General features: G+C 59.4%; 29 protein-coding genes and 1 tRNA gene. 25 read left to right on the forward strand and 5 right to left on the reverse strand.

The window, feature by feature from the left end; all coding sequences use genetic code 11:
* Positions 1 to 173 precede the first annotated feature (173 nt).
* Both V6F91_RS17340 and V6F91_RS17345 read left to right on the forward strand, forming a co-directional pair.
* The gene (locus tag V6F91_RS17340) at positions 174 to 806 is read left to right on the forward strand and encodes a glutathione S-transferase family protein (RefSeq protein ID WP_332766489.1); all 633 of its coding nucleotides are present in this window, start codon (positions 174 to 176) and stop codon (positions 804 to 806) included.
* Positions 803 to 1,747 (forward strand): Nudix family hydrolase, encoded by a 945-nt coding sequence (locus V6F91_RS17345; RefSeq protein WP_332766491.1) that lies wholly within the window; start codon positions 803 to 805, stop codon positions 1,745 to 1,747. Before V6F91_RS17340 ends, V6F91_RS17345 begins: the two co-directional genes overlap by 4 nt.
* A 121-nt stretch (positions 1,748 to 1,868) precedes the next feature.
* Here the strand turns inward: V6F91_RS17345 and V6F91_RS17350 are convergent, their stop codons facing one another.
* From V6F91_RS17350 to V6F91_RS17360, 3 genes are read right to left on the reverse strand one after another with little or no spacing between them, the layout of a single operon-like run.
* On the reverse strand, positions 1,869 to 2,453 hold the full coding sequence (locus tag V6F91_RS17350; RefSeq protein ID WP_332766493.1) for a cob(I)yrinic acid a,c-diamide adenosyltransferase: 585 nt from the start codon (positions 2,451 to 2,453) through the stop codon (positions 1,869 to 1,871).
* A 3-nt stretch (positions 2,454 to 2,456) separates the two neighbouring features.
* Positions 2,457 to 4,493, reverse strand: a complete 2,037-nt coding sequence (locus V6F91_RS17355) for a sensor histidine kinase (protein WP_332766496.1) — start codon at positions 4,491 to 4,493, stop codon at positions 2,457 to 2,459.
* Positions 4,494 to 4,538: 45 nt separating this feature from the next.
* The gene (locus V6F91_RS17360) at positions 4,539 to 5,456 is read right to left on the reverse strand and encodes a putative 2-dehydropantoate 2-reductase (protein WP_332766498.1); all 918 of its coding nucleotides are present in this window, start codon (positions 5,454 to 5,456) and stop codon (positions 4,539 to 4,541) included.
* 140 nt (positions 5,457 to 5,596) lie between these two features.
* Between V6F91_RS17360 and V6F91_RS17365 the strand changes: the two genes are divergently transcribed.
* Positions 5,597 to 6,082 carry a YajQ family cyclic di-GMP-binding protein gene (locus V6F91_RS17365; RefSeq protein ID WP_250607538.1) on the forward strand — a complete coding sequence of 162 codons (486 nt, stop codon included), beginning with the start codon at positions 5,597 to 5,599 and terminating at the stop codon, positions 6,080 to 6,082.
* Positions 6,083 to 6,232: 150 nt separating this feature from the next.
* The gene (locus V6F91_RS17370) at positions 6,233 to 7,075 is read left to right on the forward strand and encodes a mechanosensitive ion channel family protein (protein ID WP_332766502.1); all 843 of its coding nucleotides are present in this window, start codon (positions 6,233 to 6,235) and stop codon (positions 7,073 to 7,075) included.
* A gap of 116 nt (positions 7,076 to 7,191) precedes the next feature.
* On the opposite strand, the gene V6F91_RS17375 is transcribed toward V6F91_RS17370, so the two are convergent.
* Positions 7,192 to 8,541: an OprD family porin gene (locus V6F91_RS17375; protein ID WP_332766504.1), complete on the reverse strand. Its 1,350-nt coding sequence runs from the start codon at positions 8,539 to 8,541 to the stop codon at positions 7,192 to 7,194.
* Between the two features lie 890 nt (positions 8,542 to 9,431).
* Between V6F91_RS17375 and V6F91_RS17380 the strand changes: the two genes are divergently transcribed.
* Both V6F91_RS17380 and V6F91_RS17385 read left to right on the forward strand, forming a co-directional pair.
* Positions 9,432 to 9,857 carry an HIT domain-containing protein gene (locus V6F91_RS17380; RefSeq protein WP_332766506.1) on the forward strand — a complete coding sequence of 142 codons (426 nt, stop codon included), beginning with the start codon at positions 9,432 to 9,434 and terminating at the stop codon, positions 9,855 to 9,857.
* Between the two features lie 3 nt (positions 9,858 to 9,860).
* Positions 9,861 to 10,067 carry a SlyX family protein gene (locus V6F91_RS17385; protein ID WP_332766508.1) on the forward strand — a complete coding sequence of 69 codons (207 nt, stop codon included), beginning with the start codon at positions 9,861 to 9,863 and terminating at the stop codon, positions 10,065 to 10,067.
* A 60-nt stretch (positions 10,068 to 10,127) separates the two neighbouring features.
* Here V6F91_RS17385 and V6F91_RS17390 read toward each other — a convergent pair whose 3' ends face one another.
* Positions 10,128 to 10,730, reverse strand: a complete 603-nt coding sequence (locus V6F91_RS17390; RefSeq protein WP_332766510.1) for a cold-shock protein — start codon at positions 10,728 to 10,730, stop codon at positions 10,128 to 10,130.
* Positions 10,731 to 11,043: 313 nt separating this feature from the next.
* Here V6F91_RS17390 and V6F91_RS17395 point away from each other — a divergent pair, with 313 nt between their 5' ends.
* The 19 genes from V6F91_RS17395 (at position 11,044) to nadA (ending at position 26,112) form a co-directional block, all read left to right on the forward strand.
* Positions 11,044 to 11,514: a Dps family protein gene (locus V6F91_RS17395; RefSeq protein ID WP_007951212.1), complete on the forward strand. Its 471-nt coding sequence runs from the start codon at positions 11,044 to 11,046 to the stop codon at positions 11,512 to 11,514.
* A gap of 185 nt (positions 11,515 to 11,699) precedes the next feature.
* Complete coding sequence (locus V6F91_RS17400) at positions 11,700 to 12,038, forward strand: ribbon-helix-helix domain-containing protein (RefSeq protein WP_332766514.1); 339 nt, start codon at positions 11,700 to 11,702, stop codon at positions 12,036 to 12,038.
* A 131-nt stretch (positions 12,039 to 12,169) separates the two neighbouring features.
* Positions 12,170 to 12,391: a zinc ribbon domain-containing protein gene (locus tag V6F91_RS17405; RefSeq protein WP_332766516.1), complete on the forward strand. Its 222-nt coding sequence runs from the start codon at positions 12,170 to 12,172 to the stop codon at positions 12,389 to 12,391.
* A 97-nt stretch (positions 12,392 to 12,488) separates the two neighbouring features.
* A complete protein-coding gene (aspS, locus tag V6F91_RS17410; protein WP_090285617.1) occupies positions 12,489 to 14,264 on the forward strand; it encodes an aspartate--tRNA ligase in 1,776 nt (591 codons plus the stop codon).
* Positions 14,265 to 14,393: 129 nt separating this feature from the next.
* The gene (locus V6F91_RS17415; protein ID WP_034153419.1) at positions 14,394 to 15,140 is read left to right on the forward strand and encodes a YebC/PmpR family DNA-binding transcriptional regulator; all 747 of its coding nucleotides are present in this window, start codon (positions 14,394 to 14,396) and stop codon (positions 15,138 to 15,140) included.
* 158 nt (positions 15,141 to 15,298) lie between these two features.
* Positions 15,299 to 15,826: a crossover junction endodeoxyribonuclease RuvC gene (gene ruvC / locus V6F91_RS17420; RefSeq protein ID WP_007962095.1), complete on the forward strand. Its 528-nt coding sequence runs from the start codon at positions 15,299 to 15,301 to the stop codon at positions 15,824 to 15,826.
* Positions 15,827 to 15,940: 114 nt separating this feature from the next.
* Positions 15,941 to 16,549, forward strand: a complete 609-nt coding sequence (ruvA, locus tag V6F91_RS17425) for a Holliday junction branch migration protein RuvA (RefSeq protein ID WP_090285615.1) — start codon at positions 15,941 to 15,943, stop codon at positions 16,547 to 16,549.
* On the forward strand, positions 16,550 to 17,611 hold the full coding sequence (gene ruvB, locus V6F91_RS17430; RefSeq protein WP_090285613.1) for a Holliday junction branch migration DNA helicase RuvB: 1,062 nt from the start codon (positions 16,550 to 16,552) through the stop codon (positions 17,609 to 17,611).
* Between the two features lie 127 nt (positions 17,612 to 17,738).
* Entirely contained in the window at positions 17,739 to 18,206 is a 468-nt protein-coding gene (gene ybgC, locus V6F91_RS17435) for a tol-pal system-associated acyl-CoA thioesterase (RefSeq protein ID WP_090285611.1), read from the forward strand.
* Complete coding sequence (gene tolQ / locus V6F91_RS17440) at positions 18,196 to 18,891, forward strand: protein TolQ (RefSeq protein ID WP_008080223.1); 696 nt, start codon at positions 18,196 to 18,198, stop codon at positions 18,889 to 18,891. The genes ybgC and tolQ overlap by 11 nt, the downstream gene beginning before the upstream one ends.
* Positions 18,892 to 18,914: 23 nt before the next feature.
* The gene (tolR, locus tag V6F91_RS17445) at positions 18,915 to 19,367 is read left to right on the forward strand and encodes a protein TolR (protein WP_160767866.1); all 453 of its coding nucleotides are present in this window, start codon (positions 18,915 to 18,917) and stop codon (positions 19,365 to 19,367) included.
* Positions 19,367 to 20,443, forward strand: a complete 1,077-nt coding sequence (gene tolA / locus V6F91_RS17450; RefSeq protein WP_332766524.1) for a cell envelope integrity protein TolA — start codon at positions 19,367 to 19,369, stop codon at positions 20,441 to 20,443. The genes tolR and tolA overlap by 1 nt, the downstream gene beginning before the upstream one ends.
* Positions 20,444 to 20,460: 17 nt before the next feature.
* Positions 20,461 to 21,741 (forward strand): Tol-Pal system beta propeller repeat protein TolB, encoded by a 1,281-nt coding sequence (tolB, locus tag V6F91_RS17455; protein ID WP_172833323.1) that lies wholly within the window; start codon positions 20,461 to 20,463, stop codon positions 21,739 to 21,741.
* 52 nt (positions 21,742 to 21,793) lie between these two features.
* Positions 21,794 to 22,291: a peptidoglycan-associated lipoprotein Pal gene (pal, locus tag V6F91_RS17460; protein WP_003178634.1), complete on the forward strand. Its 498-nt coding sequence runs from the start codon at positions 21,794 to 21,796 to the stop codon at positions 22,289 to 22,291.
* Positions 22,292 to 22,297: 6 nt separating this feature from the next.
* Positions 22,298 to 23,137: a tol-pal system protein YbgF gene (gene ybgF / locus V6F91_RS17465; RefSeq protein WP_332766526.1), complete on the forward strand. Its 840-nt coding sequence runs from the start codon at positions 22,298 to 22,300 to the stop codon at positions 23,135 to 23,137.
* Between the two features lie 165 nt (positions 23,138 to 23,302).
* Positions 23,303 to 23,950: a 7-carboxy-7-deazaguanine synthase QueE gene (queE, locus tag V6F91_RS17470; RefSeq protein ID WP_093098975.1), complete on the forward strand. Its 648-nt coding sequence runs from the start codon at positions 23,303 to 23,305 to the stop codon at positions 23,948 to 23,950.
* Between the two features lies 1 nt (position 23,951).
* Positions 23,952 to 24,644 carry a 7-cyano-7-deazaguanine synthase QueC gene (gene queC, locus V6F91_RS17475; protein WP_332766531.1) on the forward strand — a complete coding sequence of 231 codons (693 nt, stop codon included), beginning with the start codon at positions 23,952 to 23,954 and terminating at the stop codon, positions 24,642 to 24,644.
* Positions 24,645 to 24,706: 62 nt separating this feature from the next.
* Positions 24,707 to 24,782 (forward strand) — tRNA-Lys (locus V6F91_RS17480).
* A 271-nt stretch (positions 24,783 to 25,053) separates the two neighbouring features.
* Positions 25,054 to 26,112: a quinolinate synthase NadA gene (nadA, locus tag V6F91_RS17485; RefSeq protein WP_332766533.1), complete on the forward strand. Its 1,059-nt coding sequence runs from the start codon at positions 25,054 to 25,056 to the stop codon at positions 26,110 to 26,112.
* Positions 26,113 to 26,121: the final 9 nt, after the last annotated feature.

Genomic DNA, 26,121 nt, shown 5'->3' on the forward strand with positions numbered 1-26,121 from the left:
TGTTGGAGTGGGCTGCCGGCCTCTTCGCGGGCAAGCCCGCTCCCACGGTGATTGCGGTCGTTCACAAATGCCGTGTACACCACCAAAACCTGTGGGAGCGGGCTTGCCCGCGATGACGGACGACCAGACGCCAGACATTCTGGATATTTCCCTGACGAAAAGGCGCCACCACTATGTCCCTGCACCTGATCATCGGCGACAAACTGCTGTCCTCCTGGTCCCTGCGCGCCGCCCTGGCGCTGGAGCTGACCGGTGCACCTTACAGCGAAGAACTCATCCGGCTCGGTAAGCCCGATACCCGCGAGCTGCTGCTCAAGCATTCGCCGACCGCCAAGGTACCGCTGCTGAAAACCACCCGCGGCACCATCGCCGATTCGCTGGCGATCGCCGAATACCTCGCCGAGCAATTCCCTTCCGAACAGCTCTGGCCGAGTGATGTGTTCGCCCGCGCTCAGGCCCGCTCGGCCTGCGCGCAGATGCACAGCGGCTTCTTCGCCATGCGCAATCACATGCCGTTCAAGCTCAATCACGACGCGCCGCTCAATCCGGTGCCGCCAGAAGTGAAGGTCGACATCGAGCGCATGCTTGCCTTGTGGGCAGAATGTCGTGCAGCGGCGACCGAAGAGGGGCCGTATCTGTTTGGCCGCATTAGTCTGGCCGACGCCTTTTTCGCACCGATCGCCGTACGCCTGCGTACCTATCAAGTGCAACTGCCGGCCGCCGACGAAGCTTATGTTGAAACCATCTACCACTGGCCTGCGTTCAAGGCGTGGCAGAAAGCCGGACTGGAGGAGTCGAAACCGTGAAACGCGTTCACGTCGCCGCTGCGGTCATTCGTGATACCAGCGGCAAAATCCTCATCGCGCGCCGTGCCGACACTCAGCATCAGGGTGGTCTGTGGGAATTTCCCGGCGGCAAGGTCGAGGCTGATGAATCGGTGGAAAAGGCACTGGCGCGGGAATTGAAAGAGGAGCTGGGCATCGTCGTTGGCGCCGCCCGGCCGCTGATCAAGGTGCGCCACGATTATCCAGACAAACAAGTGTTGCTGGATGTCTGGGAAGTCTCGGCATTCAGTGGTGAGCCGCATGGCGCCGAAGGCCAGCCATTGGCCTGGGTGACAGCGAAGGAACTGGTGAATTATGAGTTCCCGGCGGCCAACCAGCCGATCGTTGCCGCGGCGCGCTTGCCCGCCGAATACCTGATCACCCCCGAAGATCTGGAAACCCCAGCGCTGCTGCGCGGTATCCAGAGGGCGATAGCTGGCGGCATCAAGCTGATTCAACTGCGTGCGCCGAATGGCTACGACCCCAAGTACCGTGATCTGGCGGTGGATGCGGTCGGCCTGTGTGCCGGCAAGGCGCAACTGATGATCAAGGGGCCGTTCGAATGGCTCGGCGATTTTCCCTCGGCCGGCTGGCACATCACCTCAGCACAGTTGCGTAAATACGCGGCGGCGGGGCGGCCATTGCCGGCGGAGCGCTGGCTGGCGGCGTCGTGCCACAACGCCGAAGAGCTGGCGCTGGCCGAGCAGATGGGTGTGGATTTTGTCACCCTGTCGCCGGTGCAGCCGACGCTGACCCACCCGGATGCGCGGCCGTTGGGTTGGGAACAGGCTGAGACATTGATTGAGGGTTTCAGCAAACCGGTGTTTTTGCTCGGTGGGGTAGGGCCGGCGGAGCGGGACAAGGCCTGGAGTGTCGGGGCGCAGGGTGTGGCGGGGATTCGCGCGTTCTGGCCTGAGTCCTGATCTGCAGTGAGGCTTCTGGCCCCTTCGCGAGCAGGCTCGCTCTCACAGGGATTGCATATCTTCAGTTGTAATGCAGTCGAATGTGGGAGCGAGCCTGCTCGCGAAGGCGGAGTGTCAGACGCTACTTATCCTGGGGCTTTGGGGCCGCCTGCCACAAAATCTCCGCCACCCCCTGGCGCCGCGCAATCAACCTTGCCGCAACAAACAACAGATCCGACAACCGATTGATATACGCCAGGCCAACCCCGGCCAGCGGTTCCAGCGCATTCAGATGCTGGCAACGCCGCTCGGCACTGCGCGCCAGGCTGCGGCACACATGCGCTTGGGCGATCAGCATCGAGCCGCCCGGCAGAATGAAATTCTCCAGCGGCCCCAACTCTTCATTCCACACGTCGATCGCCGCTTCCAGCCGTTCGATTTCTACTGCGTTCAACGCCTGATACTCCGGCATTGCCAATTCGCCACCCAAATCAAACAGGCGATGCTGACAAGGCGCCAAGACCTCGATCAGTTCATTGAGTCCTGGGCAGCTTTCACGCTCGGCGATCAACCCGGCCAGCAACACACCGACCTGACTGTTCAGCGTATCGACTTCGCCGATCGCCTCGATCCGCGGATGATCCTTGGGCACGCGACGGCCATCGCCCAGGCCGGTTTCGCCGGTGTCGCCGGTGCGGGTGTAGATTTTTGACAGGCGAAAGCCCATGGGTTACCTCGGTAGTTGATTGTTTTCAGCGGCGATGGGTGTTGGCTGGGTCAGTGGCAGGCGCAAGGTGAAGCAGGTGCCCTGGCCCGGCGCGGACTGCACTTCCATCTGCCCTTTGTGATTGTTGGTGATGATGAAGTACGACACCGACAGGCCCAGCCCCGTGCCCTGGCCGATTTCCTTGGTGGTGAAGAACGGCTCGAAGGTACGCTTGCGCACGCTCTCGCTCATGCCGATGCCGTTATCTTCGACCTGAATCTCGGCCCAGGGCGGATTGAGTCTGGTGCGCAAGATGATGCGCCCCGGCTCGCGGTCGTCTTCGCGTTGGTGAATCGCCTGCGCGGCGTTTTTCAATAGATTGAGCAGCACTTGCTCGAGCTCGTTGGCGGTGCCCGGCACCGGGCCCAGCGCCGGGTCGAACTGACGGATGATCGCCTGGCCCTTGAAGTCGAAACCGATGGCCAGATCGAAGTCGTTGCCGGCGATTTCCACGGCTTGATCGATCAGTGCCGGCAAATCGCACGGCGCCATTTGTCGAGTGCTGCGGCGGCTGAAACTGAGCATGTGCGTAACGATCTTCGCCGCCCGCGCACCGGCCTGTTGAATGCCGTCGAGCAGTTGCGGCACTTCGCGACCCTGCAGGTAGCGGTTGACCGTGTCCAGGTCGATACCCAGTTGTTCGGCGGTTTCCATGTTCTTCGGCAAATCCGTGGACAGGCGTCGGCGGATGTTTTGTACGTTGTGCAGGATTGCACCCAGCGGATTATTGATTTCGTGGGCCATGCCAGCAGCGAGGCCACCGACCGAGAGCATTTTTTCCGACTGGACCATCATTTCTTCCAGCGACAGGCGCTGGGTGATGTCGTCGATGCGAATCACCACCCCGCGCCCGGCACCGCCCATCAGCGGATAAAAGGTCAGCGCGTAGTGCTTCGGCTCTTCATCCTTGAACCAGGTGACCCGCTCGATTTTCGCCACGGTATGCTGTTCGACGGTCTGCTTGAGTTGCGGCAGAAACGGCTTGAGCGGTTCGAAGGCAAGGAAGATCGGCTGGTTCAGCGCCTCATCCAGACGCGTGCCGGAGAGGGCGCTGGCTTCCTGGTTCCATTGGGTGACGTAGAGCTGCTCATCGAGGGCGATCAGCGCCGAGGGCATCGAGTCGATGATGCTGTTGAGGTAATTCTGGAAACCGGTGAGCTTCTTCTCGATCTTGCTGCGCACCTGAACTTCCAGTTCCAGTTTGCGATTGGTGTGGCGGGTTTCTTCGGCCAACCCCTGGGCCTGATCGTAAGCCGCCTGCGAATCATCGCGGGCACGCTTGAGCTGCTGCTCACGCGCTTCGATGCGCGACAGCATGGTGTTGAAGGCCTCGGCCAGGCTGCCGATTTCGTCGTGGTTGCCGCGCGCGGCGCGCAGGGCGTAATTTTCTTCTCGGGTGACCTGCCGCGACAGCTCCTCAAGCTGATGGATCGGCCGGGTGATCAGGCGTTTGATCTGCCGGGCAATCACCAGCCACAGCAGTACGCTGAAAATCAGAATGCCCAGGCTTGCGGTCAGGGTGCCGGTGTAGAAAGCCATCGGCAGCTCGCTGCTGGCAACCAGCAGCAAATGGCCCGGTGAAGTGCCGGGACGGGGCAGGGTGATCAACTGGTTGCTGCGAAATTCGGTCAGTTGCCAGGCCTCGACGTGGCGGTAATGCTCCGGCAGGCTGAGCCTGTCGCCGCGCTGCACTTGCGCCAGACGTTGCCCTTTGCCGTCGTAGAGGGCGGCGGCGCGCAGCGGTGAATAACTGTCGAGCTCCTTGAGCAGGCGTTCGGCACTTTGCGGTGATTGCAGGGCTTCGCTGACCAGGCTCGGGTTGGAGATCAGCCGGCCGATGGTCTGCAAGGCTTGTGGGGCCATGCTTTCCTGGGAGATGTAATAGGCGGCGCTGATAAAGGTCAGGTTGGCGACCAGCAGAACCGTGGTCAACAACACCAGCAGGGCGGCCAACAGTTTCTGGCCGACCGGCAGGTTTTCGAGGCGCTGGCGCAATGGCATCAGGTTTATCGCAACAAAGGAACAAGTTGCCAGCGTAGCCGCTGCTCAGTCGCTGGGCAATCCGAGGCTGCGCAGATGGCTGATCAGGCGCTGTTGCAGCTGTTGCAGGTGCGGCAGGTTTACCCGGTGACGTTCGGCAACGTTGCAGGCGTGGCCCAACAGGTAGCTGATTTCTGTGCGGCGCTGATTGGCGACGTCCTGGTACATCGAGGAGTAATTGGCCGCGGTGGCCTGTATCACCCGCTCGACTTCCGTTTGCAGATTGTCCGCCGCCGCCGGTTGGCCACAGCGCTCAAGCAACTCGGCCAGCTCGCCACACAGCGTGGCGACTTCACAGTGATGCTCGATCAATCCGCCGTTGCGGCAGTCGTGCAACACCGTCAGCGGGTTGATCGCGCAGTTCAGCGCCAGCTTGCGCCACAGGCGAGTGAGGATGTCTGCGGTCCATTCATGAGGAATGTTCGCCGCTTGCAGATCGTCCAGCCAGATCGGCGTCAATGGATTTGCGGCATCACCGAGCCAGGTGAAACCATGGCCGGCAAACACCACCCGCCAGTCGCCATCACGGAACGCACCTTCAGTGCTCGAGGCGCTGATGCAGCGTGCATGCGGCACTCGGGCGGCGACCGCGTCCTGACTGCCGAGGCCGTTCTGCAGCAGGATCAGCTCGGCATCCGCCGCCAGACGCGGGGCGATTCGGGCGACGGCGCTTTCGGCGTCGTAGGCCTTGCACGCGACCAGCAGACGGCGGATCGGCGTGGGGTTATCCGCGGTTTCAGCGGGAACTGCATGGGTACTGGCTTGTCCGTTTTCTACCAGGGTCAGTCCACCGGCAGCCTCGTAGCTGCGCAAACGCGTTTCGTCGCGCACGATCAACCGCACCGGCAGGCCCGCGCGGGCCAGGCGGGTCGCCCATAATGTGCCGAGACTGCCGGCGCCCAGTACATGCCAGGGAGTCGACATCAGTTTTTTGCTCGATTGCTTGCAGGCATGTGCGGCGCGCCGTATCGGTGGGAAAAGACCCGTTATAATGAGCCCGATTTTAACCGCAAGCCAAGCGCGCTCCATCACCATCGAGCGCGCCTTTTTATTGGAGAGATTACATGCCGTCGTTCGACGTGGTATCCGAACTGGACAAACACGAGCTCACCAACGCGGTCGAGAACGCCGTGAAGGAACTCGACCGTCGTTATGACCTGAAAGGCAAAGGCAGCTTCGAGTTCAAGGAAAAGGACCTGACCGTCAGCCTGACCGCCGAGGCCGGATTCCAGCTCGAAGCAATGATCGAAATCCTCAAGCTGGCGCTGGTCAAGCGCAAGATTGACGTGCAGTGCCTTGAGGTCAAGGACGCCTATGCCTCGGGCAAGTTGATGAAGCAGGACGCCGTGCTCAAGGAAGGCATCGACAAGGAACTGGCGAAGAAGATTGTCGGCCACATCAAGGAAGCCAAGTTGAAAGTGCAGGCCGCCATTCAGGGCGAGCAAGTGCGTGTGACCGGCAAGAAGCGCGACGACCTGCAGGAAGCCATCGCGGCACTGCGCGCCAAGGAATTCGGCATGCCACTGCAGTTCAACAACTTCCGCGACTAAGCTCTGTCGGATGGCCTGTGGGAGCGAGCCTGCTCGCGAATGCGGTGTTTCATTCAGCGAACAGTTGACTGACACAGCGCTTTCGCGAGCAGGCTCGCTCCCACATTATTTTGTGTACACCCCGGGAAGCCGGAAATCAGGAGATGGAACATGGATTTGAATGCTGAGGTGGACAACCTGGTCAAGGCGTCCCAGGCGTGGATTCCGATGATCATGGAGTACGGCAGCCGCGTGCTGCTGGCGGTGATTACCCTGGCCATCGGCTGGTGGCTGATCAACAAGGTCACGCAAAAGCTCGGCGGTCTGCTGGCACTGCGCAATGCCGACCTGGCACTGCAAGGCTTTATCAGCAGCCTGGCGAACATCATTCTCAAGGTGCTGCTGATTGTCAGCGTCGCGTCGATGATCGGCGTCGAAACCACCTCGTTCGTCGCGGCCATCGGTGCGGCCGGTCTGGCCATCGGTCTGGCGTTGCAGGGCAGCCTGGCGAACTTCGCCGGTGGCGTGCTGATTCTGCTGTTCCGGCCGTTCCGTATCGGTGACTGGATCGAAGCCCAGGGCGTGGCGGGTACTGTCGACAGCATCCAGATTTTCCACACCGTACTGCGTACCGGCGACAACAAGACCATCATCGTGCCGAACGGCAATCTGTCCAACGGCATCATCACCAACACCAACCGTCAGCCGACCCGCAAGGTTGTGTTCGATGTCGGTGTCGATTACGAGGCGGATCTGCAAAAAGCCCGTCAAGTATTGCTGGACCTGGCCAAGGATGAGCGCGTATTGCAGGACCCTGAGCCACAAGCGGTGATTTCGACACTGGGCGACAGTTCGATCACGGTTTCCCTGCGTGTGTGGGTTAAAACTGCCGATTACTGGGACGTGATGTTCATGTTCAATGAACTGTCGCGCGATCGCTTGAAAGCTGCCGGGATTGATATTCCTTTTCCACAGCGCGTTATTCGGGTAATGCAGGAACCGGCCCTGAAATGATAGGTTGCTAATTAGTTGCCTGACTTCGCAGTCAGGCGACTATTGAAAGAAGCGTAATAAAAAAGGCCCATCCGAAGATGGGCCTTTTTTTATGCTTGCAAACTAACCACTGACAATTACAGGATGTTCAGTGGGTATTCGGTGATCAGGCGGAACTCTTTGACGTCGCCTTCGCCTTCGTCAGCGTTGGCAACGTGCCAGGCTTGACGGATGCGGAAGGACAGGTCTTTTGCCGGGCCAGACTGAACAACATACTTGGCTTCGAAGTTGGTTTCGTGGTGTTTGCCATCTTCGCCATACAGGCCAGTGTAAGCGCTGCCCGCTGGAGTGTTGGTGCCGTCGATATCCCAACCTTTGACGTAACGAACCATGAAGCTCAGACCAGGCACGCCGTACTCGGCCATTTTCAGGTCATAACGAGCCTGGATGGACTTCTCGCCAGGGGCGTTGAAGTCAGAGTACTGGATCGAGTTGGCGAGGAAGATCGAGTCGCCGCCACGGTTGTTCTTGCCCACGCCGATGTAGTCGAACGGGGTATCGCCGTTGACCTTCTGGAAGCCCAGGGTGAAGGTGTGCGCCTTCAGGAACGACAGGGCAGTTGCCAGCGAGAAGGCGGTGTTGCTGATCTCGCCCGCTTCGGCGCTACCGGTGTCGGTGGTGCGGTAGATGTTGAAGTCGGTGTTCAGCGAAGTATCACCACTGAAAGGCGTGGTGAGGTTCACGTTGGCGTAGTACTGGTTCCAGATGTCTTCCAGCTTGGCGCCGTACAGCGATGCACTCAGGTTCTCAGTGATCGCGTATTTGCCACCGAAGTAGTCGATGGTGTTCGCTTCAACACCGGCGTAAGTGGCGAAAAGGCCGCCATCACGGGCGTTCTTGTCCTGGCTGGAGCCGGAGTAGAAGTGGCCGGCTTCGAGGTCAAGATCTTTGACTTCGCTGCTCTGCAACTGGAAGCCAGTGGCAGTTTGCGGAAGGATACGGGAACCGCCAACAGCGAACACTGGAGAAGTGCTTGGCTGCATGTCGCCGAATTTCAGCTCGGTTTTGGAAACGCGGAACTTGATCGAAGCGCCTGCCTTGCCCTGACTGTCGTTGACGTCACGAGCGTAGCCGTTGGCCTTGACGGTATCGCTACGGCTCATGTTGCCAGTACCGGAAGTACCGTCACCGCCATCCAGTTTCAAGGCCAGATAGCCGTAGGCATCAATACCTACACCCACGGTGCCCTGGGTATAACCGGAGGTGAAGTTGCCGAGGAAACCCTGGGTCCAGTCTTTCTGGTCGCGGCCACCATTCTTGTTGTCACGGTTGAAGTAGTAGTTCTTCAACGTTTCGGTGAGTTTCGCGCCCTCAACAAAACCTTTGGCTTCTGCCTGGTCATCTACAAACGGTGCGGCCGTAGCCAACTGAGAACCGGCAGCTGCTGCAACTGCCAGTGCGATCATGCTCCACTTCATCACGCGCATCGTGATTTGCTCCTTTGGTTTTAGAAGAGTACTGCCGTCCCACCTGTTTTATTATCTGGGCGGCTCTTTCTTTTTGTGTCGGCGCAAACTTATATCACGCCGACAATGTTGGCGATACTTGCGAATTCAACCTTTCAGCTTCTTTACGACGTTGTCGCGAATGACTGGGTGGATGTCGCAAATTCACAGTACCAACGCAGCCGGACTGACAACTTTCTCGCTGTTCATGGGCCTTTTTGCATCGGTAAAAAAGAGTCCCTGGCAAAACACTTGAATCTCCATCGGGCAACCCTGCCACTGTTTTTATGGGGCTTAGGCATCCACTTCCGGTGGTGCGCTTATAGTCCATATGAGTACGAATGCAACAAGCGTGCTCAAACCGCGTTTTCCTTGCGGTTATTTTTTTCAACGCCCGCCCGCGGTTGTGAAAACCTTGTGAAACGGGGGCTTCGAGGCTGTTTTTATCAGCGCTTGACGTCAGCCCTGCCATGGTGTTGCCACGCTGTTTCGCGCACGTGACAACCAAAAACGTTACCCGTTCACCCCGTCAGTGAGTATTCGGCGGATGCCCGACGCACTGAGCGTAGACGCGTTGTACGATTTTGGTGCAAAAAATTTTCTGTCCCTGATCGACTTCCCGCGGCGTTGAGCGCTTGAAAGGCCGAGCATAGGGCGTGTTTCGATCATTTACCGGGATGGCGACGGGTATCGGTTCCGCGTTGGTGCGCAGCGCTCGCAAATGTCCCATGTCGGGGCGTCGGCGCGACGATGGCAGGCAGCGCGTCGTGAAGGCTCGCGCATTCGCAGGTATGCTGCACGCCTGTCGCTTGGCGGCTGCCCCATGAGGATCGCCGCTAAGCTGAATATGTCGATCACCGGGAGTGCGCGCAGTGTTTACTTTAGATTCACGACTTCAACAGGACACGCTGGTCATCGGTGACTTCCCGCTCTGCCGCTTGCTGCTGTCCAACGATAACCAGTACCCGTGGTTCATCCTGGTGCCGCGTCGCGAGGATATCAGCGAGTTGTTTCAATTGGATGTCGCCGACCAGCAGCAACTCTGGCAGGAAACCACTACGCTGGCCGAGCTGCTCAAGGATTCGTTCGATGCCGACAAACTGAACGTCGCCACCTTGGGCAACGTCGTCAGCCAGTTGCACATGCATGTCATCGTGCGCAAACGCGATGACGCTGCGTGGCCGGCACCGGTCTGGGGCAAACACCCGGCCCGGCCGTATAGCGCAGAGCAAGTCGCCGCCATCCGCGAGCGCTTGCGCCTGGTACTGACCGACGATTTCAGTTTTGTGGAGGGCTGAGTCATGACTCTGGAACAGCGTGTTACCGATCTGGAGAGCCGGTTGGCCTTTCAGGACGATACGATTCAGGCGTTGAATGACGTTCTGGTGGCGCAGCAGCGCGTGGTCGAGCGCCTGCAGCTGCAGATGGCGGCGCTGCTCAAGCGCCAGGAAGAAATGGTCGGGCAGTTCGGCTCTTTCGAAGAAGACGCGCCGCCGCCGCATTATTGATTTCATGCAGGCATAAAAAAACCGCGAGCAGCCGGGCTGTTCACGGTTTTTTGCTTTGGGTCAGCGGCGCGGCAGGGCGGCGATGACGTCCTCGGCTTGCAGGCCCTTGTCGCGGTTCATCACCGAGAACTCCACGCGCTGGCCTTCGACCAGAACGCGGTGACCTTCGCCACGGATCGCGCGAAAATGCACGAAAATATCATCGCCGGAATCGCGCGAGATAAAGCCGAAGCCTTTGGAGGTGTTGAACCACTTGACGGTGCCGGTATCGCGGTTGGTCATGTCGTAGCTGGTCGGCGCGGCGGCCGGTGAAGAGCGATAGAAGCTCACCGCCAGGTGCACGACCACCGCAACCAGTGCGATCACCAGGCTGAACAGCACGGCAGGCTGGCCGGCAATGACCGGCATCGGTGCGATCAGGGTCAGGGTTTGCAGGACGACAGTCAGTACCAGAAGAGCGCTGACCAGGTTTTGCAGATGCTGACGCAGGCCTTTGTTCCAGTAGGGAATTACTGGCGCAAGGATCAGGTTCAGCAGGCCGAAAAAGGCCAGGTAGAGTGCATCGGGTTGTTGCAGGTAGGGAACGGCTTCGGATTTCAAGCTGGGTATGAACGACAGCAGCAAGGCCGCTGCGCCCATCAGCAGGTGGACGATTTTCAACATTTTGATTGGCTCACGTTTATGACGGCTCACAAGGAAGAGCTGAAGGCGAACGGTTCGCTTCGAAACAAAAAAAGAGGCGGTGGACACGTGCACGGCATCAGCCTATGCGCGAACACCCCGAAAAACGGGGCATGGCGACACATCGCCTATTTAACAGCAAAGCCTGCGGCGACTCAAATCAGCCCGGCCAGTGGCAGTGCGTCGGTCGTTTTGTCGCAGTGCAAGCGTTTGATCGGGGCTGCGGGGTGGCGGCAGCCTTGCTAGAGTGGGCCGGCATCTTTTGGATGAAATCAACCGCCCTCAGGAGGTCACCATGGCAATCGATATCGGTATCAGTGAAGAAGACCGCAAGTCCATCGTCGAAGGACTGTCGCGTCTGTTGTCGGACACCTACGTGCTGTATCTGAAAACCCATAACTTCCACTGGAACGTCACCGGCCCGATGTTCCGTACCCTGCATCTGATGTTCGAAGAGCAGTACAACGAGCTGGCGCTGGCGGTGGACTCGATCGCCGAGCGCATCCGCGCCCTGGGCTTTCCGGCGCCGGGTGCCTATGCCACCTACGCACGTCTGTCTTCCATCAAGGAAGAGGAGGGTGTGCCGAGTGCCGAAGACATGATCAAACAACTGGTCGAAGGCCAGGAAGCCGTGACCCGCACGGCGCGCGGCATTTTCCCGCTGCTCGACAAGGTCAGCGATGAGCCGACCGCCGACCTGCTGACCCAGCGCATGCAGGTGCACGAGAAGACCGCGTGGATGCTGCGGGCATTGCTCGAAGCCTGATTGCCGTACGCAGGCCTTGCCTCTCAAGGCCTGCGTACCCGAGCAAAGTCTTACTTGTATCGTTGGCTTATCCTACGGCGACGGTCTACAAGTCGTCTGGCTATAACTTTGCGTCTGCGCTTTTATGAAAGCCACAGGATGTGACTTTTTCAAACAAGCAGAGATGGCAAAGGAGCGTCAGCGATATGGTTGAAGGAGACAGGCGCGGCGACCGCAGGGTCGGCGCGCCACATGATTTGAAGGTCGATCCGTTCGTCAGCGGATTCGACATGGCGCTGATCAGGCCCTTGTCGAGGTCCGTGCGCCTGAACGGTTACGCCACCTGCCTGCGTCTGGAGCAGGTTTACTGGAACATCCTCGGCTCGATGGCGGCGGACAACTGCTGTTCGATCAGCTCGCTGTTGTCTCACGTCGATCGTGAAGTGCATCTGCGGCACGGCGGGGTGAAGAATTTCAGCGCACTGGTGCGGGTTGTGTGTGTGATGAACGGCATTGGTCAGGAGGCGCGGTCCGATTCGCTCTGATACGGCGCTTGCAAACGAGGTCGCGGCCTGTGCAGCTTAGCGGCTGCACAGGCCGCATTTAATCGATATAATCCCGCTCTTTCGCCGCAAAGCCCTGCGCGCGGCAGCAATCTGATCGCCGAGACACCTCCATGCCGATGTACGATTACCAATGTGCTTCCTGTGGTCATCAGTTGGAAGCCATTCAGAAGATCAGCGACGCACCGCTGGTCGACTGCCCTGCCTGTCAGGCGCCCGAACTGAAGAAGCAGCTGTCGATGCCGGGTTTTCGCCTCAGCGGCAGCGGTTGGTACGAGACCGATTTCAAGACCGGAGCCAAGAAGAATCTGGCCGGTGGCGACAAAGCTGACTAGGGTTCAAGCCCTGAACTAACGACACGCGTGAGTTTCCGCATTGCTTGAGCAACGGGATCTCCACCGAATATCGAATGACGAGAAGCGAACCATTATCATGATGCGCAGCCACTATTGCGGCCAACTGAACGAAAGCCTGGAAGGTCAGGAAATTACCCTTTGCGGATGGGTTCACCGTCGTCGCGACCACGGCGGGGTGATTTTCCTCGATATTCGTGATCGTGACGGTCTGGCCCAGGTGGTCTTCGATCCGGATCGCGCCGAGAGCTTCGCCGCCGCCGATCGCGTGCGCAGCGAATACGTGGTGAAGATCACCGGCAAGGTGCGTTTGCGTCCTGCTGGCGCAACCAACGCCAACATGGCCTCGGGCATGATCGAAGTGCTGGGTTACGAACTGGAAGTGCTGAACGAATCGGAAACCCCGCCGTTCCCGCTCAACGAGTTCTCCGACGTCGGCGAAGAAACCCGTCTGCGCTATCGCTTCCTCGATCTGCGCCGTCCGGAAATGGCCGAGAAGCTGCGTCTGCGCTCGCGCATGACTACCAGCATCCGCCGTTTCCTCGACGAAAACGGCTTCCTCGACGTCGAAACACCGATCCTGACCCGTGCCACCCCTGAAGGTGCGCGCGACTATCTGGTGCCAAGCCGTACCCACGCCGGTTCGTTCTTCGCCCTGCCGCAATCGCCGCAACTGTTCAAGCAACTGCTGATGGTGGCCGGCTTCGACCGTTACTACCAGATCGCCAAGTGCTTCCGCGACGAAGACCTGCGCGCCGACCGTCAGCCGGAATTCACCCAGATCGACATCGAGACCAGCTTCCTCGATGAAAAAGAGATCATGGGCCTGACCGAACAAATGATCCGCAACCTGTTCAAGGAAGTGCTGGATCTGGAATTCGGCGAATTCCCGCACATGACCTTCGAAGAGGCCATGCGCCGCTACGGTTCGGACAAGCCGGACCTGCGTATTCCGCTGGAACTGGTGGACGTTGCCGACCAGCTCAAGGAAGTCGAATTCAAGGTGTTCAGCGGTCCGGCCAACGATCCGAAGTGCCGCATTGCCGCACTGCGCGTTCCAGGCGGGGCGAGCATGCCGCGCAAGCAGATTGACGACTACACCAAGTTCGTCGGCATCTACGGCGCCAAGGGCCTGGCCTACATCAAGGTCAACGAGCGTGCGGCCGGTGTTGACGGTCTGCAATCGCCGATCGTCAAGAACATCCCTGAAGACAAGCTCAACGTGATCCTTGATCGCGTCGGCGCGGTCGATGGCGACATCGTGTTCTTCGGCGCCGACAAGGCCAAGATCGTCAGCGAAGCCCTGGGCGCGCTGCGCATCAAGCTCGGTCACGACCTCAAGCTGCTGACCTGCGAGTGGGCGCCAATGTGGGTTGTCGACTTCCCGATGTTCGAAGAGAACGACGACGGCAGCTTCTCGGCACTGCACCACCCGTTCACCGCACCGAAGTGCACCCCGCAGGAACTCGAAGCCAACCCGGCCGGCGCACTGTCGCGCGCCTACGACATGGTGCTCAACGGCACCGAGCTGGGTGGCGGTTCGATCCGTATTCACCGCAAGGAAATGCAGCAAGCGGTATTCCGTCTGCTGGGCATCAACGAAGCGGAACAGGAAGAGAAGTTCGGCTTCCTGCTCGACGCGCTGAAGTACGGTGCACCGCCGCACGGTGGTCTGGCCTTCGGTCTGGACCGTCTGGTGATGCTGATGACCGGCGCCCAGTCGATCCGCGAAGTGATCGCCTTCCCGAAAACCCAGAGTGCTGCCGACGTGATGACGCAGGCTCCGGGTGTGGTAGATGCCAAGGCCTTGCGCGAGCTGCACATTCGTTTGCGCGAAACGCCAAAGGCTGAGTAAGACGGGCCTGAAGGCGCATCTTCGGATGCGCCTTTTTTCTTTCTATAAAGAGCAGGTCGAGATTTTTGTGTTTGCTGGCCGCTGCACACGCAGGGCGGGCAACGTTTCAAAGAGAATTCGGAGCGAGTTATGGCAGGTCATTCCAAGTGGGCGAACATCAAGCACCGCAAAGAACGTCAGGATGCCAAGAGAGGCAAGATCTTCACCAAGTGGATCCGCGAACTGACCGTTGCGGCCCGTCAGGGCGGTGGTGATCCGGGCTCCAATCCGCGTTTGCGTCTGGCCCTGGACAAGGCGCTAAGCGCGAACATGAGCCGCGACATCATCGACCGCGCCGTTGCGCGCGGCGCTGGTGCGACCGAGGCGGACAACGTTGAAGAGCTGACCTACGAAGGCTACGGCCCCGGCGGCGTGGCGGTGATGGTCGAATGCATGACCGACAACCGCAATCGTACCGCTGCGGCTGTGCGTCACGCGTTCAGCAAATGCGGCGGCAACCTCGGCACCGACGGTTCGGTAGCGTACCTGTTCGAACGCAAGGGCCAGATCAGCTTCGCGCCGGGCGTTGATGAAGACGCGCTGACCGAAGCGGCGCTTGAGGCTGACGCCGATGACGTCGTCACGCACGAAGACGGTTCGATCGACGTGTTCACCTCGTTCACCAGCTTCTACGCAGTGCGTAATGCCCTGGAAGCCGCTGGGTTCAAGGGCGACGACGCGGAAATCGTCATGCAGCCGACCACCAGCGCCGAACTGGATCTGGAAGGTGCGGAGAAGGTGCTCAAGCTGATCGACATGCTTGAAGACCTGGATGACGTGCAGAACGTCTATTCCAACGCCGACATTCCGGAAGACGTCGCCGCTCAGCTCGGCTGATTAGCGACTAGTCTTCCCTGTGGGAGCGAGCCTGCTCGCGAAAGCGGTGTGTCATTCAGCACCTGTGTTGCTGATAGACCGCCTTCGCGAGCAGGCTCGCTCCCACATTTGTTATGGGTTGATTTGAAAATCGTGCTTTTACCGAATCTGCAGGCGTTATGACTTTAATTCTGGGTATCGACCCCGGCTCGCGCATCACCGGTTACGGGATTGTTCGCGATACCGGACGTGGCGGCTGCATTTATGTGGCTTCGGGCTGCATCCGCACCGGCGCGGGCGAGCTGCACGAGCGTTTGCAAATTGTTTATCGCGGCGTGCGCGAAATCATCCAGACTTACGGCCCGGTCACCATGGGCATCGAAAAGGTCTTCATGGCGAAAAATGCCGACTCGGCGCTCAAGCTCGGGCAGGCCCGTGGCGCGGCTATCGTTGCGGGTGCCGAAGAATGCCTGGAGATTGCCGAATACACCGCCACTCAGGTCAAGCAGGCCGTAGTGGGCACCGGTGCCGCGAATAAAGAACAAGTGCAGATGATGGTCATGCACATGCTAAAGCTGACCAGCAAGCCGCAGATCGACGCTTCCGATGCCCTCGCAATCGCCATTTGCCATGCGCACACGCGTTCCAGTCTGCTACCGCACGGCCTGGGGACCGCACGCAGTCGTGGCGGGCGCCTGCGTCTCTGATAGCATCAGCAGCAATTTTCCTGAAAGCGGATTCATGCGCCTGTGTTGCCGGCGCGAATTTCGCCTTTCGACAGTCGCCAGCCCACGGCTGGCCAACGCTCAAGGATCTGAAACGTGATTGGACGCTTGCGCGGCACCTTGGTTGAGAAACAGCCGCCGCACCTGATTCTGGATGTAAACGGCCTTGGGTATGAGCTGGAAGTGCCCATGACCACCCTCTATCGGTTGCCGTCGGTCGGTGAGCCGCTGACCCTGCACACGCATCTGGTGGTACGCGAAGATGCGCAGTTGCTTTATGGTTTCGCCGGCAAACGTGAGCGAGACTTTTTCCGCGAGTTGATCCGGCTCAATGGGGTCGGGCCGAAACTGGCCCTGGCACTGATGTCGAGCCTGGAAGTCGACGAACTGATCCGTTGCGTGCAATCGCAGGACACTTCGGCGCTGACCAAGGTGCCGGGTGTCGGCAAGAAGACTGCCGAGCGCCTGCTGGTCGAATTGAAGGATCGCTTCAAGGCCTGGGAAACCTCGCCGGCCATGTTTGCCCTGGTGCCGAATCAGCCGGACGGCCCGGCGCCGGTCAATACCGCCGAAAACGATGCGGTCAGCGCGCTGATTTCTCTGGGCTACAAGCCGCAGGAAGCGAGCAAGGCGATTTCCGCCATCAAGGACAAGAATTTGAGCAGTGAAGACATGATCCGCCGCGCCCTGAAGGGAATGATTTAAGTGATTGAAGCTGATCGTCTGATCGCCGCTGCGCACAGCCCGCGCGAGCGCGAAGAAGTCCAGGACCGCGCCATTCGCCCGGTCAGCCTGGCCGACTACATCGGCCAGCCGACCGTGCGCGAGCAGATGGAACTGTTCATCCAGGCTGCGCGTGGGCGCAGCGAGTCGCTGGACCATACGTTGATTTTTGGCCCGCCGGGGCTGGGTAAAACCACGCTGGCCAATATCATCGCCGAAGAAATGGGCGTGTCGATCAAGAGCACCTCCGGCCCGGTGCTGGAGCGTCCGGGGGATCTGGCGGCGCTGCTGACCAATCTCGAACCGCACGACGTGTTGTTCATCGACGAAATCCATCGCCTGTCGCCGATTGTCGAAGAAGTGCTGTACCCGGCCATGGAAGATTTCCAGCTCGACATCATGATCGGCGAAGGACCGGCGGCGCGTTCGATCAAGCTCGACCTGCCGCCGTTCACCCTGGTCGGCGCCACCACCCGTGCCGGCATGCTGACCAATCCGCTGCGCGACCGTTTTGGTATCGTCCAGCGTCTGGAGTTCTACAGCACGGCGGATCTTGCGACGATCGTCAGCCGTTCGGCGAGCATTCTCGGCTTGCCGCTTGATCCGGAGGGTTCGTTCGAGATCGCTCGTCGCGCTCGTGGCACCCCGCGAATCGCCAACCGTTTGCTACGCCGGGTACGTGACTTCGCTGAAGTCCGCGCCAAGGGTCACATCACCAAGTCGGTGGCGGACCTGGCGTTGAACCTGCTGGATGTCGACGAACACGGTTTCGATCATCAGGACCGGCGCCTGTTGCTGACCATGATCGAGAAGTTCGATGGCGGCCCGGTCGGCATCGACAGCCTGGCGGCGGCGATCAGTGAAGAGCGCCACACCATTGAGGACGTACTTGAGCCGTATCTGATTCAGCAGGGCTACATCATGCGCACGCCGCGGGGCAGGGTCGTGACTCGACATGCGTATCTGCATTTCGGTTTGAACATCCCGTCACGCATGGGTGAGATGCCCGTGGCAGACGAGTTTCTCGATGCTGCGGACGATTGATACACATTTGTTGGCGATTTATTCAGGGTTTGTACTGTCAGAGCACGGTACTTTTGCAGTAAAGCTCTGAAACCACGAAAAACAGTTGTCTCGCCGGATTGGCAACCTGAGGAGTAAGCACTAGAGTATGCGCGCGCAAAACGGGCTTGGGCCGTTCGCACATCGTTGTCGCGTTTATTACGAGGACACCGATGCGGGCGGCATCGTGTATTACGTTAATTACCTCAAGTTTATGGAACGGGCTCGAACCGAGCGGCTCCGCGAGCTGGGCTTTGCCCAGTCTGCGCTTGCCGGGGAGGACCTGTTGTTCGTCGTGCATTCCAGCGAAGCGCGCTACCACGCGCCGGCGCGACTGGACGACGAATTGCTGGTAAGCGCTGATGTAACCGAATTGAACCGTGCCAGCCTGCGCTTCAAGCAGCAGGTCAGGCGGGCGACGGATAATGTGCTGCTCTGCGAAGGGCAGTTTCTGGTGGCCTGTGTGCGCACCGACAGTTTGAAACCCCGGGCCCTTCCCGAAGACTTGCGGGCGGCCTTCGCCGACGCGGTCGGTCCGGGTACACACTCAAAGCAGGAGATAAAGCGTGGAAGCTAACGTCGTCGACCATTCCTCCATGTGGAGCCTGGTCAGCAATGCCAGCATCGTGGTGCAGTTGGTAATGTTGACCCTGGTGGCCGCATCGGTGACCTCATGGATCATGATCTTTCAGCGCAGCAACCTGCTGCGTGCCGGTCGACGCGCCCTGGAGAGCTTTGAAGAGCGCTTCTGGTCGGGTATCGATCTGTCCAAGCTGTACCGTCAGGCGGGCAGCAATCCGGACCCGGATTCGGGCGTCGAACAGATCTTCCGTGCCGGCTTCAAGGAGTTCTCCCGTCTGCGTCAGCAGCCAGGCGTCGATCCTGAAGCAGTGATGGAAGGCGTTGCGCGTGCCATGCGCGTCGCCATTTCGCGCGAAGAAGAGAAACTGGAGCAGAGCCTGCCGTTCCTCGCCACCGTCGGTTCGGTCAGCCCGTACATCGGTCTGTTCGGTACCGTGTGGGGCATCATGAACTCTTTCCGCGGTCTGGCCAGCGCTCAGCAAGCGACCCTCGCCACCGTGGCACCGGGTATTGCCGAAGCACTGATCGCCACCGCGATCGGTCTGTTCGCCGCGATCCCGGCCGTTATCGCTTACAACCGTTTCGCTGCGCGCAGCGAAACCTTGCTGGGCCGTTACTACACCTTCGCCGATGAATTCCAGGCGATCCTGCACCGCAAAGTGCACACCAGCGAAGAATAAGCAGGTATTTCCCGATGGCTTTAATCGCTCGAGCTCGCAAAAAGCGCAAGCCGGTCGCCGAGATGAACGTGGTGCCCTACATCGACGTGATGTTGGTGCTGCTGGTCATCTTCATGGTGACCGCGCCGATGCTCAATCAGGGCGTGAAAGTTGATCTGCCCAAGGTTTCCAGCGAAGCCTTGCCGCAGGACAACAACACCCAGGTCCTGACCATTTCGATCAAGGCTGACAAGACCTACTACTGGAACCTTGGCAGCGAAGTTGACACCGAGAAACAGCAGGATCGCGCCATGACCCTGCCGCAGATGACCGACGCGGTGACCAAGATCATTCGCGCCGGCACCGAGGGCGGCAAACGCACCCAGGTGTTCATTCGTGGCGACAAGACTGTCGACTACGGCGCCGTCATGGGTGCCATGGGCGGGTTGCAGAAGGCCGGGGTCGGTAACGTTGGTCTGATTACCGAGGCCCCCTGATGCAGCAACAGCGAGAGCCGTCCGCCTCGGAAAGCTACTTCTGGCCCAGCGTTCTGGCGATTGTCCTGCACGTGCTGGTGTTCGGCATGCTGTTCGTCAGTTTTGCCTTCACGCCTGAACTGCCGCCGGCCAAGCCGATCGTCCAGGCGACCCTGTATCAGCTGAAATCGAAAAGTCAGGCAACCACCCAGACCAATCAGAAGATTGCGGGTGAGGCGAAGAAATCCGCCGCGCGCCAGACCGAAGTCGAACAGATGGAACAGAAAAAGATCGAGCAGGAAGCGGTGAAGGCGGCGGAACAAAAGAAAGAGGAAGCGGCTCAAAAGGCCGAGGAAGCCAAGAAGGCCGACGAGGCGAAGAAAGCGGACGAAGCGAAAAAGGCTGATGAAGCCAAGAAAGCCGACGACGCGAAAAAAGCCGAAGCGAAAAAGGCCGAAGAGAAACAATTGGCTGATATAGCCAAGAAGAAAGCCGAAGACGAAGCCAAGAAGGCCGCTGAAGAAGAGGCCAAGAAAGCCGCTGCGGAAGAAGCCAAGAAGAAAATCGTCGAAGACGCGAAAAAGAAAGCCGCCGAAGACGCCAAGAAGAAAACTGAAGCTGAAGAGGCGAAGAAGAAAGTCGCCGAGGACGCGAAGAAGAAAGCTGCTGCCGATGCTGCGAAGAAGAAAGCGCAGGAAGCGGCACGCAAATCCGCCGAAGACAAAAAGGCTCAGGCCCTGGCAGATCTGCTTTCCGACACGCCGCAGCGCCAGCAAGCCTTGGCCGATGAGCAGGGTGACGAAGTCGCGGGCAGTTTCGATGACCTGATTCGTGCACGAGCGGCAGAAGGCTGGGCACGTCCACCTTCGGCACGCAAAGGCATGACGGTGGTGCTGCAGATCGGCATGTTGCCGGACGGCACGGTGACTTCGGTCAGCGTGGCCAAGTCCAGTGGTGATGGTCCGTTCGATGCTTCGGCAGTCGCGGCAGTGAAGAATATTGGACGTTTGACAGAAATGCAGGGAATGAAGCCGAGCGATTTCGCTCCGTATCGTTCATTCAAGATGACATTCACACCTGAGGATCTAGCCTTGTGAGAAACCTTCTTCGAGGAATGCTGGTCGTGATCTGCTGCATGGCAGGGATCGCGATGGCAGAGGAAAAGAACATTCTGGTCACCAGCGGCAGCGATCGGGCAACGCCGATCGCCGTCGTGCCGTTCGGCATGCAGGGCGGTGCGGTGCTGCCGGATGACATGGCTGAAATCATTGGCAACGATTTGCGCAACTCGGGCTATTACTCGCCGATTCCAAAAGCCAACATGATCAGCCAGCCAAGCCAGCCGAGCGAAATCATCTTCCGTGACTGGAAGGCGGTGGGCGCTCAGTACATGATGGTCGGCAGCATCGCTCCAGCGGGCGGTCGCCTGCAGGTGCAGTGGGCATTGTTCAACGTTGCCACCGAACAGAAAGTGGCTGACGGCAGTGTTTCAGGTACGACCGACCAACTGCGTGACATGGCGCATTTCATTTCCGATCAGTCGTTCCAGAAGCTGACCGGTATCGACGGGGCCTTCTCGACGCGCCTGCTGTACGTGACCGCAGAGCGCTTCTCCGAGAAAAACACCCGCTACACCCTGCAGCGTTCCGACTATGACGGCGCCCGTGCAGTGACCCTGCTGCAATCGCGTGAGCCGATCCTGTCGCCGCGTTTCGCACCGGATGGCAAGCGCATCGCGTATGTGTCGTTCGAACAGAAGCGCCCGCGCATCTTCATGCAGAACATCGACACCGGTCGCCGTGAGCAGATCACCAACTTCGAAGGCCTGAACGGCGCGCCAGCCTGGTCGCCGGATGGCACGCGTCTGGCGTTCGTACTGTCGAAAGACGGTAACCCGGACATCTACGTCATGAACCTCGGTTCGCGTCAGATCACCCGTGTGACCTCGGGTCCTGGAATCAACACCGAACCGTACTGGGGCAAGGATGGCTCGACCATCTACTTTACCTCCGACCGTGGCGGCAAGCCGCAGATCTATAAAACCAGCGCCAGTGGCGGTGGTGCCGAGCGTGTGACTTTCGTAGGCAACTACAACGCCAACCCGAAACTGTCGGCTGATGAAAAGACTTTGGTGATGATCCATCGTCAGGATGGCTTCACCAATTTCAAGGTGGCAGCTCAGGATCTGCAGCGGGGTAGTGTAAAGATCCTCACTGATAGCACTCTGGACGAGTCACCTACTGTTGCGCCCAACGGCACCATGGTAATCTACGCCACCCGCCAACAGGGCCGGGGAGTCTTGATGCTCGTGTCCATTAATGGGCGCGTGAGGCTCCCGCTTCCTACCGCTCAAGGCGAAGTCAGAGAACCGTCCTGGTCCCCTTACCTGAAGTGAGCGGGCGCTACACGTTTTACTTAACACACTGGGGTTCATTAGGAGTTTCACGATGGAAATGCTGAAGTTTGGTAAATTTGCTGCGCTGGCTCTGGCCATGGCTGTAGCTGTAGGTTGCTCGTCCAAAGGCGGCGACAACGCCGGTGAAGGCGCTGTTGATCCAAACGCTGGTTACGGCGCAAACACCGGTGCCGTTGACGGTTCCCTGAGCGAAGAAGCTGCTCTGCGCGCAATCACCACCTTCTACTTCGAATACGACAGCTCGGACCTGAAGCCAGAAGCCATGCGCGCTCTGGACGTTCACGCCAAAGACCTGAAAGCAAACGGCGCTCGCGTTGTTCTGGAAGGCAACACCGACGAACGTGGTACTCGTGAGTACAACATGGCACTGGGCGAGCGTCGTGCGAAAGCCGTTCAGCGCTACCTGGTACTGCAAGGTGTTTCCCCAGCTCAGCTGGAACTGGTTTCCTACGGCGAAGAGCGTCCAGTTGCTACCGGCAACGACGAGCAGTCCTGGGCCCAGAACCGTCGCGTCGAACTGCGTAAGTAATTCGATATGCGAACGTGCCGTCGTGCTGTAACTGTTCTGGCTCTCAGCCTCGCGCCGCTTGCGGCGTGGGCTGCGGTTCCTGTGGTCGATGACAACTCCGGTTATAACAATAGCGGGAGCAGTTATCCGCCTGCGGGTTACGGTACGAACGGCGCCTATGCCGGGGGAGCGGCTTCGGCCCCTGCCTCGGCACAAGGCATGCTGTTCAACCAATTGCAACAGATGCAGGATCAGATCTCGCGCCAGCAAGGCGTGATCGAAGAACTGCAGAATCAGGTTGCGCGCATGAAGCAGGAATCCCTGGCGCGATACCAGGATCTTGATCGGCGCATAGGATCCGGCGTTGCACCAGCCGCGACTCCCGAGAATTCTTCTGCCGGTGGCGATGCAAGTGCTGCTGCCGGTGCTGCCGCGGGTGCGGGGGCTGCCACGGCTGCCCAAGCGCCTGCCGCAGGTAGCGAACCGGCTGATCCGGCCAAGGAAAAGCTGTATTACGATGCCGCTTTCGACCTGATCAAAGCCAAGGATTTCGACAAGGCCAGCCAGGCGTTTGCCGCTTTCCTGCGTAAGTACCCCAACAGCCAGTACGCGGGCAACGCCCAATACTGGTTGGGCGAAGTGAACCTGGCCAAAGGCGATCTGCAAGGTGCAGGTCAGGCGTTTGCCAAGGTTTCGCAGCTGTATCCCAAGCACAACAAAGTGCCGGATTCGCTGTACAAGCTGGCTGACGTAGAGCGCCGCCTCGGTCACACCGACAAGGTCAAAGGCATTTTGCAGCAGGTGGTGTCCCAGTATCCGGGGACTTCCGCCGCGCAACTGGCCCAGCGCGATCTGCAACGCATGTAAGCAGCTTGACCCGTTTGGAAGAAACCCGCGCTTGTCGCGGGTTTTTTCGTTAGAATTCACGCCCTTTTTCTGAAACACGCTTCTTGTGCTCCACGCGTTGGCGGGATTGCCTGAAGTGCCTGACGGAGGCGGACAGCCTGTTTAGCTGTTACGCCCGTGGCGACTATGCAAGACACATTGAGAATCACCGAAGTTTTCTACTCGTTGCAGGGGGAAACGCGGACTGCCGGGCTGCCCACGGTTTTCGTGCGCCTGACCGGTTGCCCCTTGCGTTGCCAGTACTGCGACAGCGCCTACGCCTTCAGCGGCGGCACCGTTCGCACCCTCGACGACATCCTCGAGCAGGTCGCCGGGTTTCGCCCGCGCTACGTCTGCGTCACCGGTGGTGAACCGCTGGCCCAGCCGAACGCCATTCCTTTGCTCAAGCAGTTGTGTGACGCCGGCTATGAGGTCTCGCTGGAAACCAGCGGCGCTCTTGACGTCTCGGCTGTCGATCCGCGCGTCAGTCGCGTAGTTGACCTGAAAACGCCGGGCTCGAAAGAAGCCCATCGCAACCGCTACGAAAATATCGAACTGCTCACGCCTAACGATCAGGTGAAGTTTGTCATCTGCTCGCGCGAGGACTACGACTGGGCGGTTTCGAAACTGATTCAATACGGTCTCGACCGCCGCGCCGGGGAAGTGCTGTTTTCCCCCAGTCACCATGACTTGAATGCGCGTGAGCTGGCGGACTGGGTGGTGGCGGACAACCTGCCGGTGCGCCTGCAATTGCAGCTGCACAAATATCTTTGGAATGACGAGCCGGGGCGCTGAGATGACTGAACATAGGAACACTACCGAAAAACGCGCAGTCATCCTGCTGTCCGGCGGCCTCGATTCGGCCACCGTGGTGGCCATGGCTCGCGCCGAAGGTTATGCCTGCTACACCATGAGCTTCGATTACGGCCAGCGCTCGCACGCCGAATTGCACGCCGCTGCACGCGTGGCTCGCGATCTGGGCGTGGTCGAGCACAAGGTCATCGGTCTTAATCTGAATGGCATGGGCGGCTCGGCACTGACCGACACCAGCATCGACATTCCAGAAGAACTGGGCGAGGGCATTCCGGTCACTTACGTGCCGGCACGCAACACCGTGTTCCTGTCGCTGGCATTGGGCTGGGCAGAAGTGCTCGGAGCTCGTGACATCTTCATCGGCGTCAATGCAGTGGATTATTCCGGTTACCCGGATTGCCGCCCGGAGTTCATCGAGTCGTTCGAGCGCATGGCCAACCTGGCAACCAAGGCCGGCGTGGAAGGCAACGGTTTCCGCATCCAGGCGCCGTTGCAGAACCTGAGCAAGGCGCAGATCGTCCAGGCTGGTGTGAAGCTTGGCGTTGATTACGGCTTGACCGTTTCCTGCTATCAGGCCGCCGATGACGGCCGCGCGTGCGGCAAATGCGACAGCTGCCGCTTGCGCGCAGAAGGCTTCGCGGCGGCTGGTGTAGACGATCCAACCCCTTATTTTTGATTATTTTCAAAAAGGTGTTGAATAGTCCTTAAAAATCAGTATTATACGCGCCACCACACAGCGGGTCGTTAGCTCAGTTGGTAGAGCAGTTGGCTTTTAACCAATTGGTCGTAGGTTCGAATCCCACACGACCCACCATATTTGGCGGTTTAGAAAATCCGGAAGGCCCACGAAAGTGAGGATTTCCGGGTTTTTTTTTGCCTGCAATTCGGTCATCGCCTGTTTCGCTGACCCCTCGGCTGACGCAGGTCAGAATCATCTTTTGTATCAACGGGATATTCTGTAGCCTTGCGCAGCTTCAACGCTGTCCGTGCCTGATATTACTCACTCTCCCGGCGGTACCCTCAAGCGGTCCGGAGCCGGGTGTATACTCGACTTTCGCGCGAATGCGCCTGCAGGTCTTGCGAACATGACGCAGATTTCCGAACGCCTTCTGGTTCAAGCCCACCTCGACGCCAAACAGCCCAAACCGCTGACGGCAGAGGAAGAGGCTTATTACCGTTCCGCCATTGCCGCCGAGCTCAAGGCTCAGGACGCGGTGCTGGTGGCGCACTTTTATTGCGACCCGGTGATTCAGGCCCTGGCCGAAGAAACCGGTGGTTGCGTATCCGACTCCCTGGAAATGGCGCGTTTCGGCAATGCCCACCCGGCCAGGACCGTGGTGGTCGCCGGCGTGAAGTTCATGGGCGAAACGGCGAAAATTCTTAACCCGGAAAAACGCGTGCTGATGCCAACCCTGGAGGCGACCTGCTCGCTGGACCTGGGTTGCCCGGTCGATGAGTTCTCGGCATTCTGCGATCAGCATCCGGAGCGCACCGTGGTGGTCTACGCCAACACCTCGGCAGCGGTAAAGGCACGTGCCGACTGGGTGGTGACCTCAAGTTGCGCGCTGGAAATCGTCGAGAGCCTGATGGACAACGGCGAGACGATAATCTGGGGCCCGGACAAGCACTTGGGCACTTACATTCAGCGCAAGACCGGTGCCGACATGCTGCTCTGGGACGGTGCCTGCATCGTTCACGAAGAGTTCAAGTCCAAGCAGCTCGAAGACATGAAAGCGCTGTACCCGGACGCGGCGATTCTGGTGCACCCGGAGTCGCCGACCTCGGTGATCGAACTGGCCGACGCCGTCGGCTCGACCAGCCAGTTGATTGCCGCCGCGCAAAGCCTGCCGAACCAGACCCTGATCGTGGCGACCGACCGTGGCATCTTCTACAAGATGCAGCAGCTGTGCCCGGACAAGGTCTTCATCGAAGCGCCCACCGCCGGTAACGGCGCCGCGTGCCGCAGTTGCGCGCATTGCCCGTGGATGGCCATGAACACCCTTGAGCGCACGCTCAAGAGCTTGAAGGAAGGCACGAACGAGATCTTTGTCGATCCAGCGTTGATTCCGCAGGCGATCCGGCCATTGAAGCGCATGCTCGACTTCACCCAGGCTGCACGGATGAAGCTGGCCGGTAACGCCTGAGATTCCACA

This window comes from Pseudomonas koreensis (assembly GCF_036668835.1).
GTDB lineage: Bacteria > Pseudomonadota > Gammaproteobacteria > Pseudomonadales > Pseudomonadaceae > Aquipseudomonas > Aquipseudomonas koreensis_I.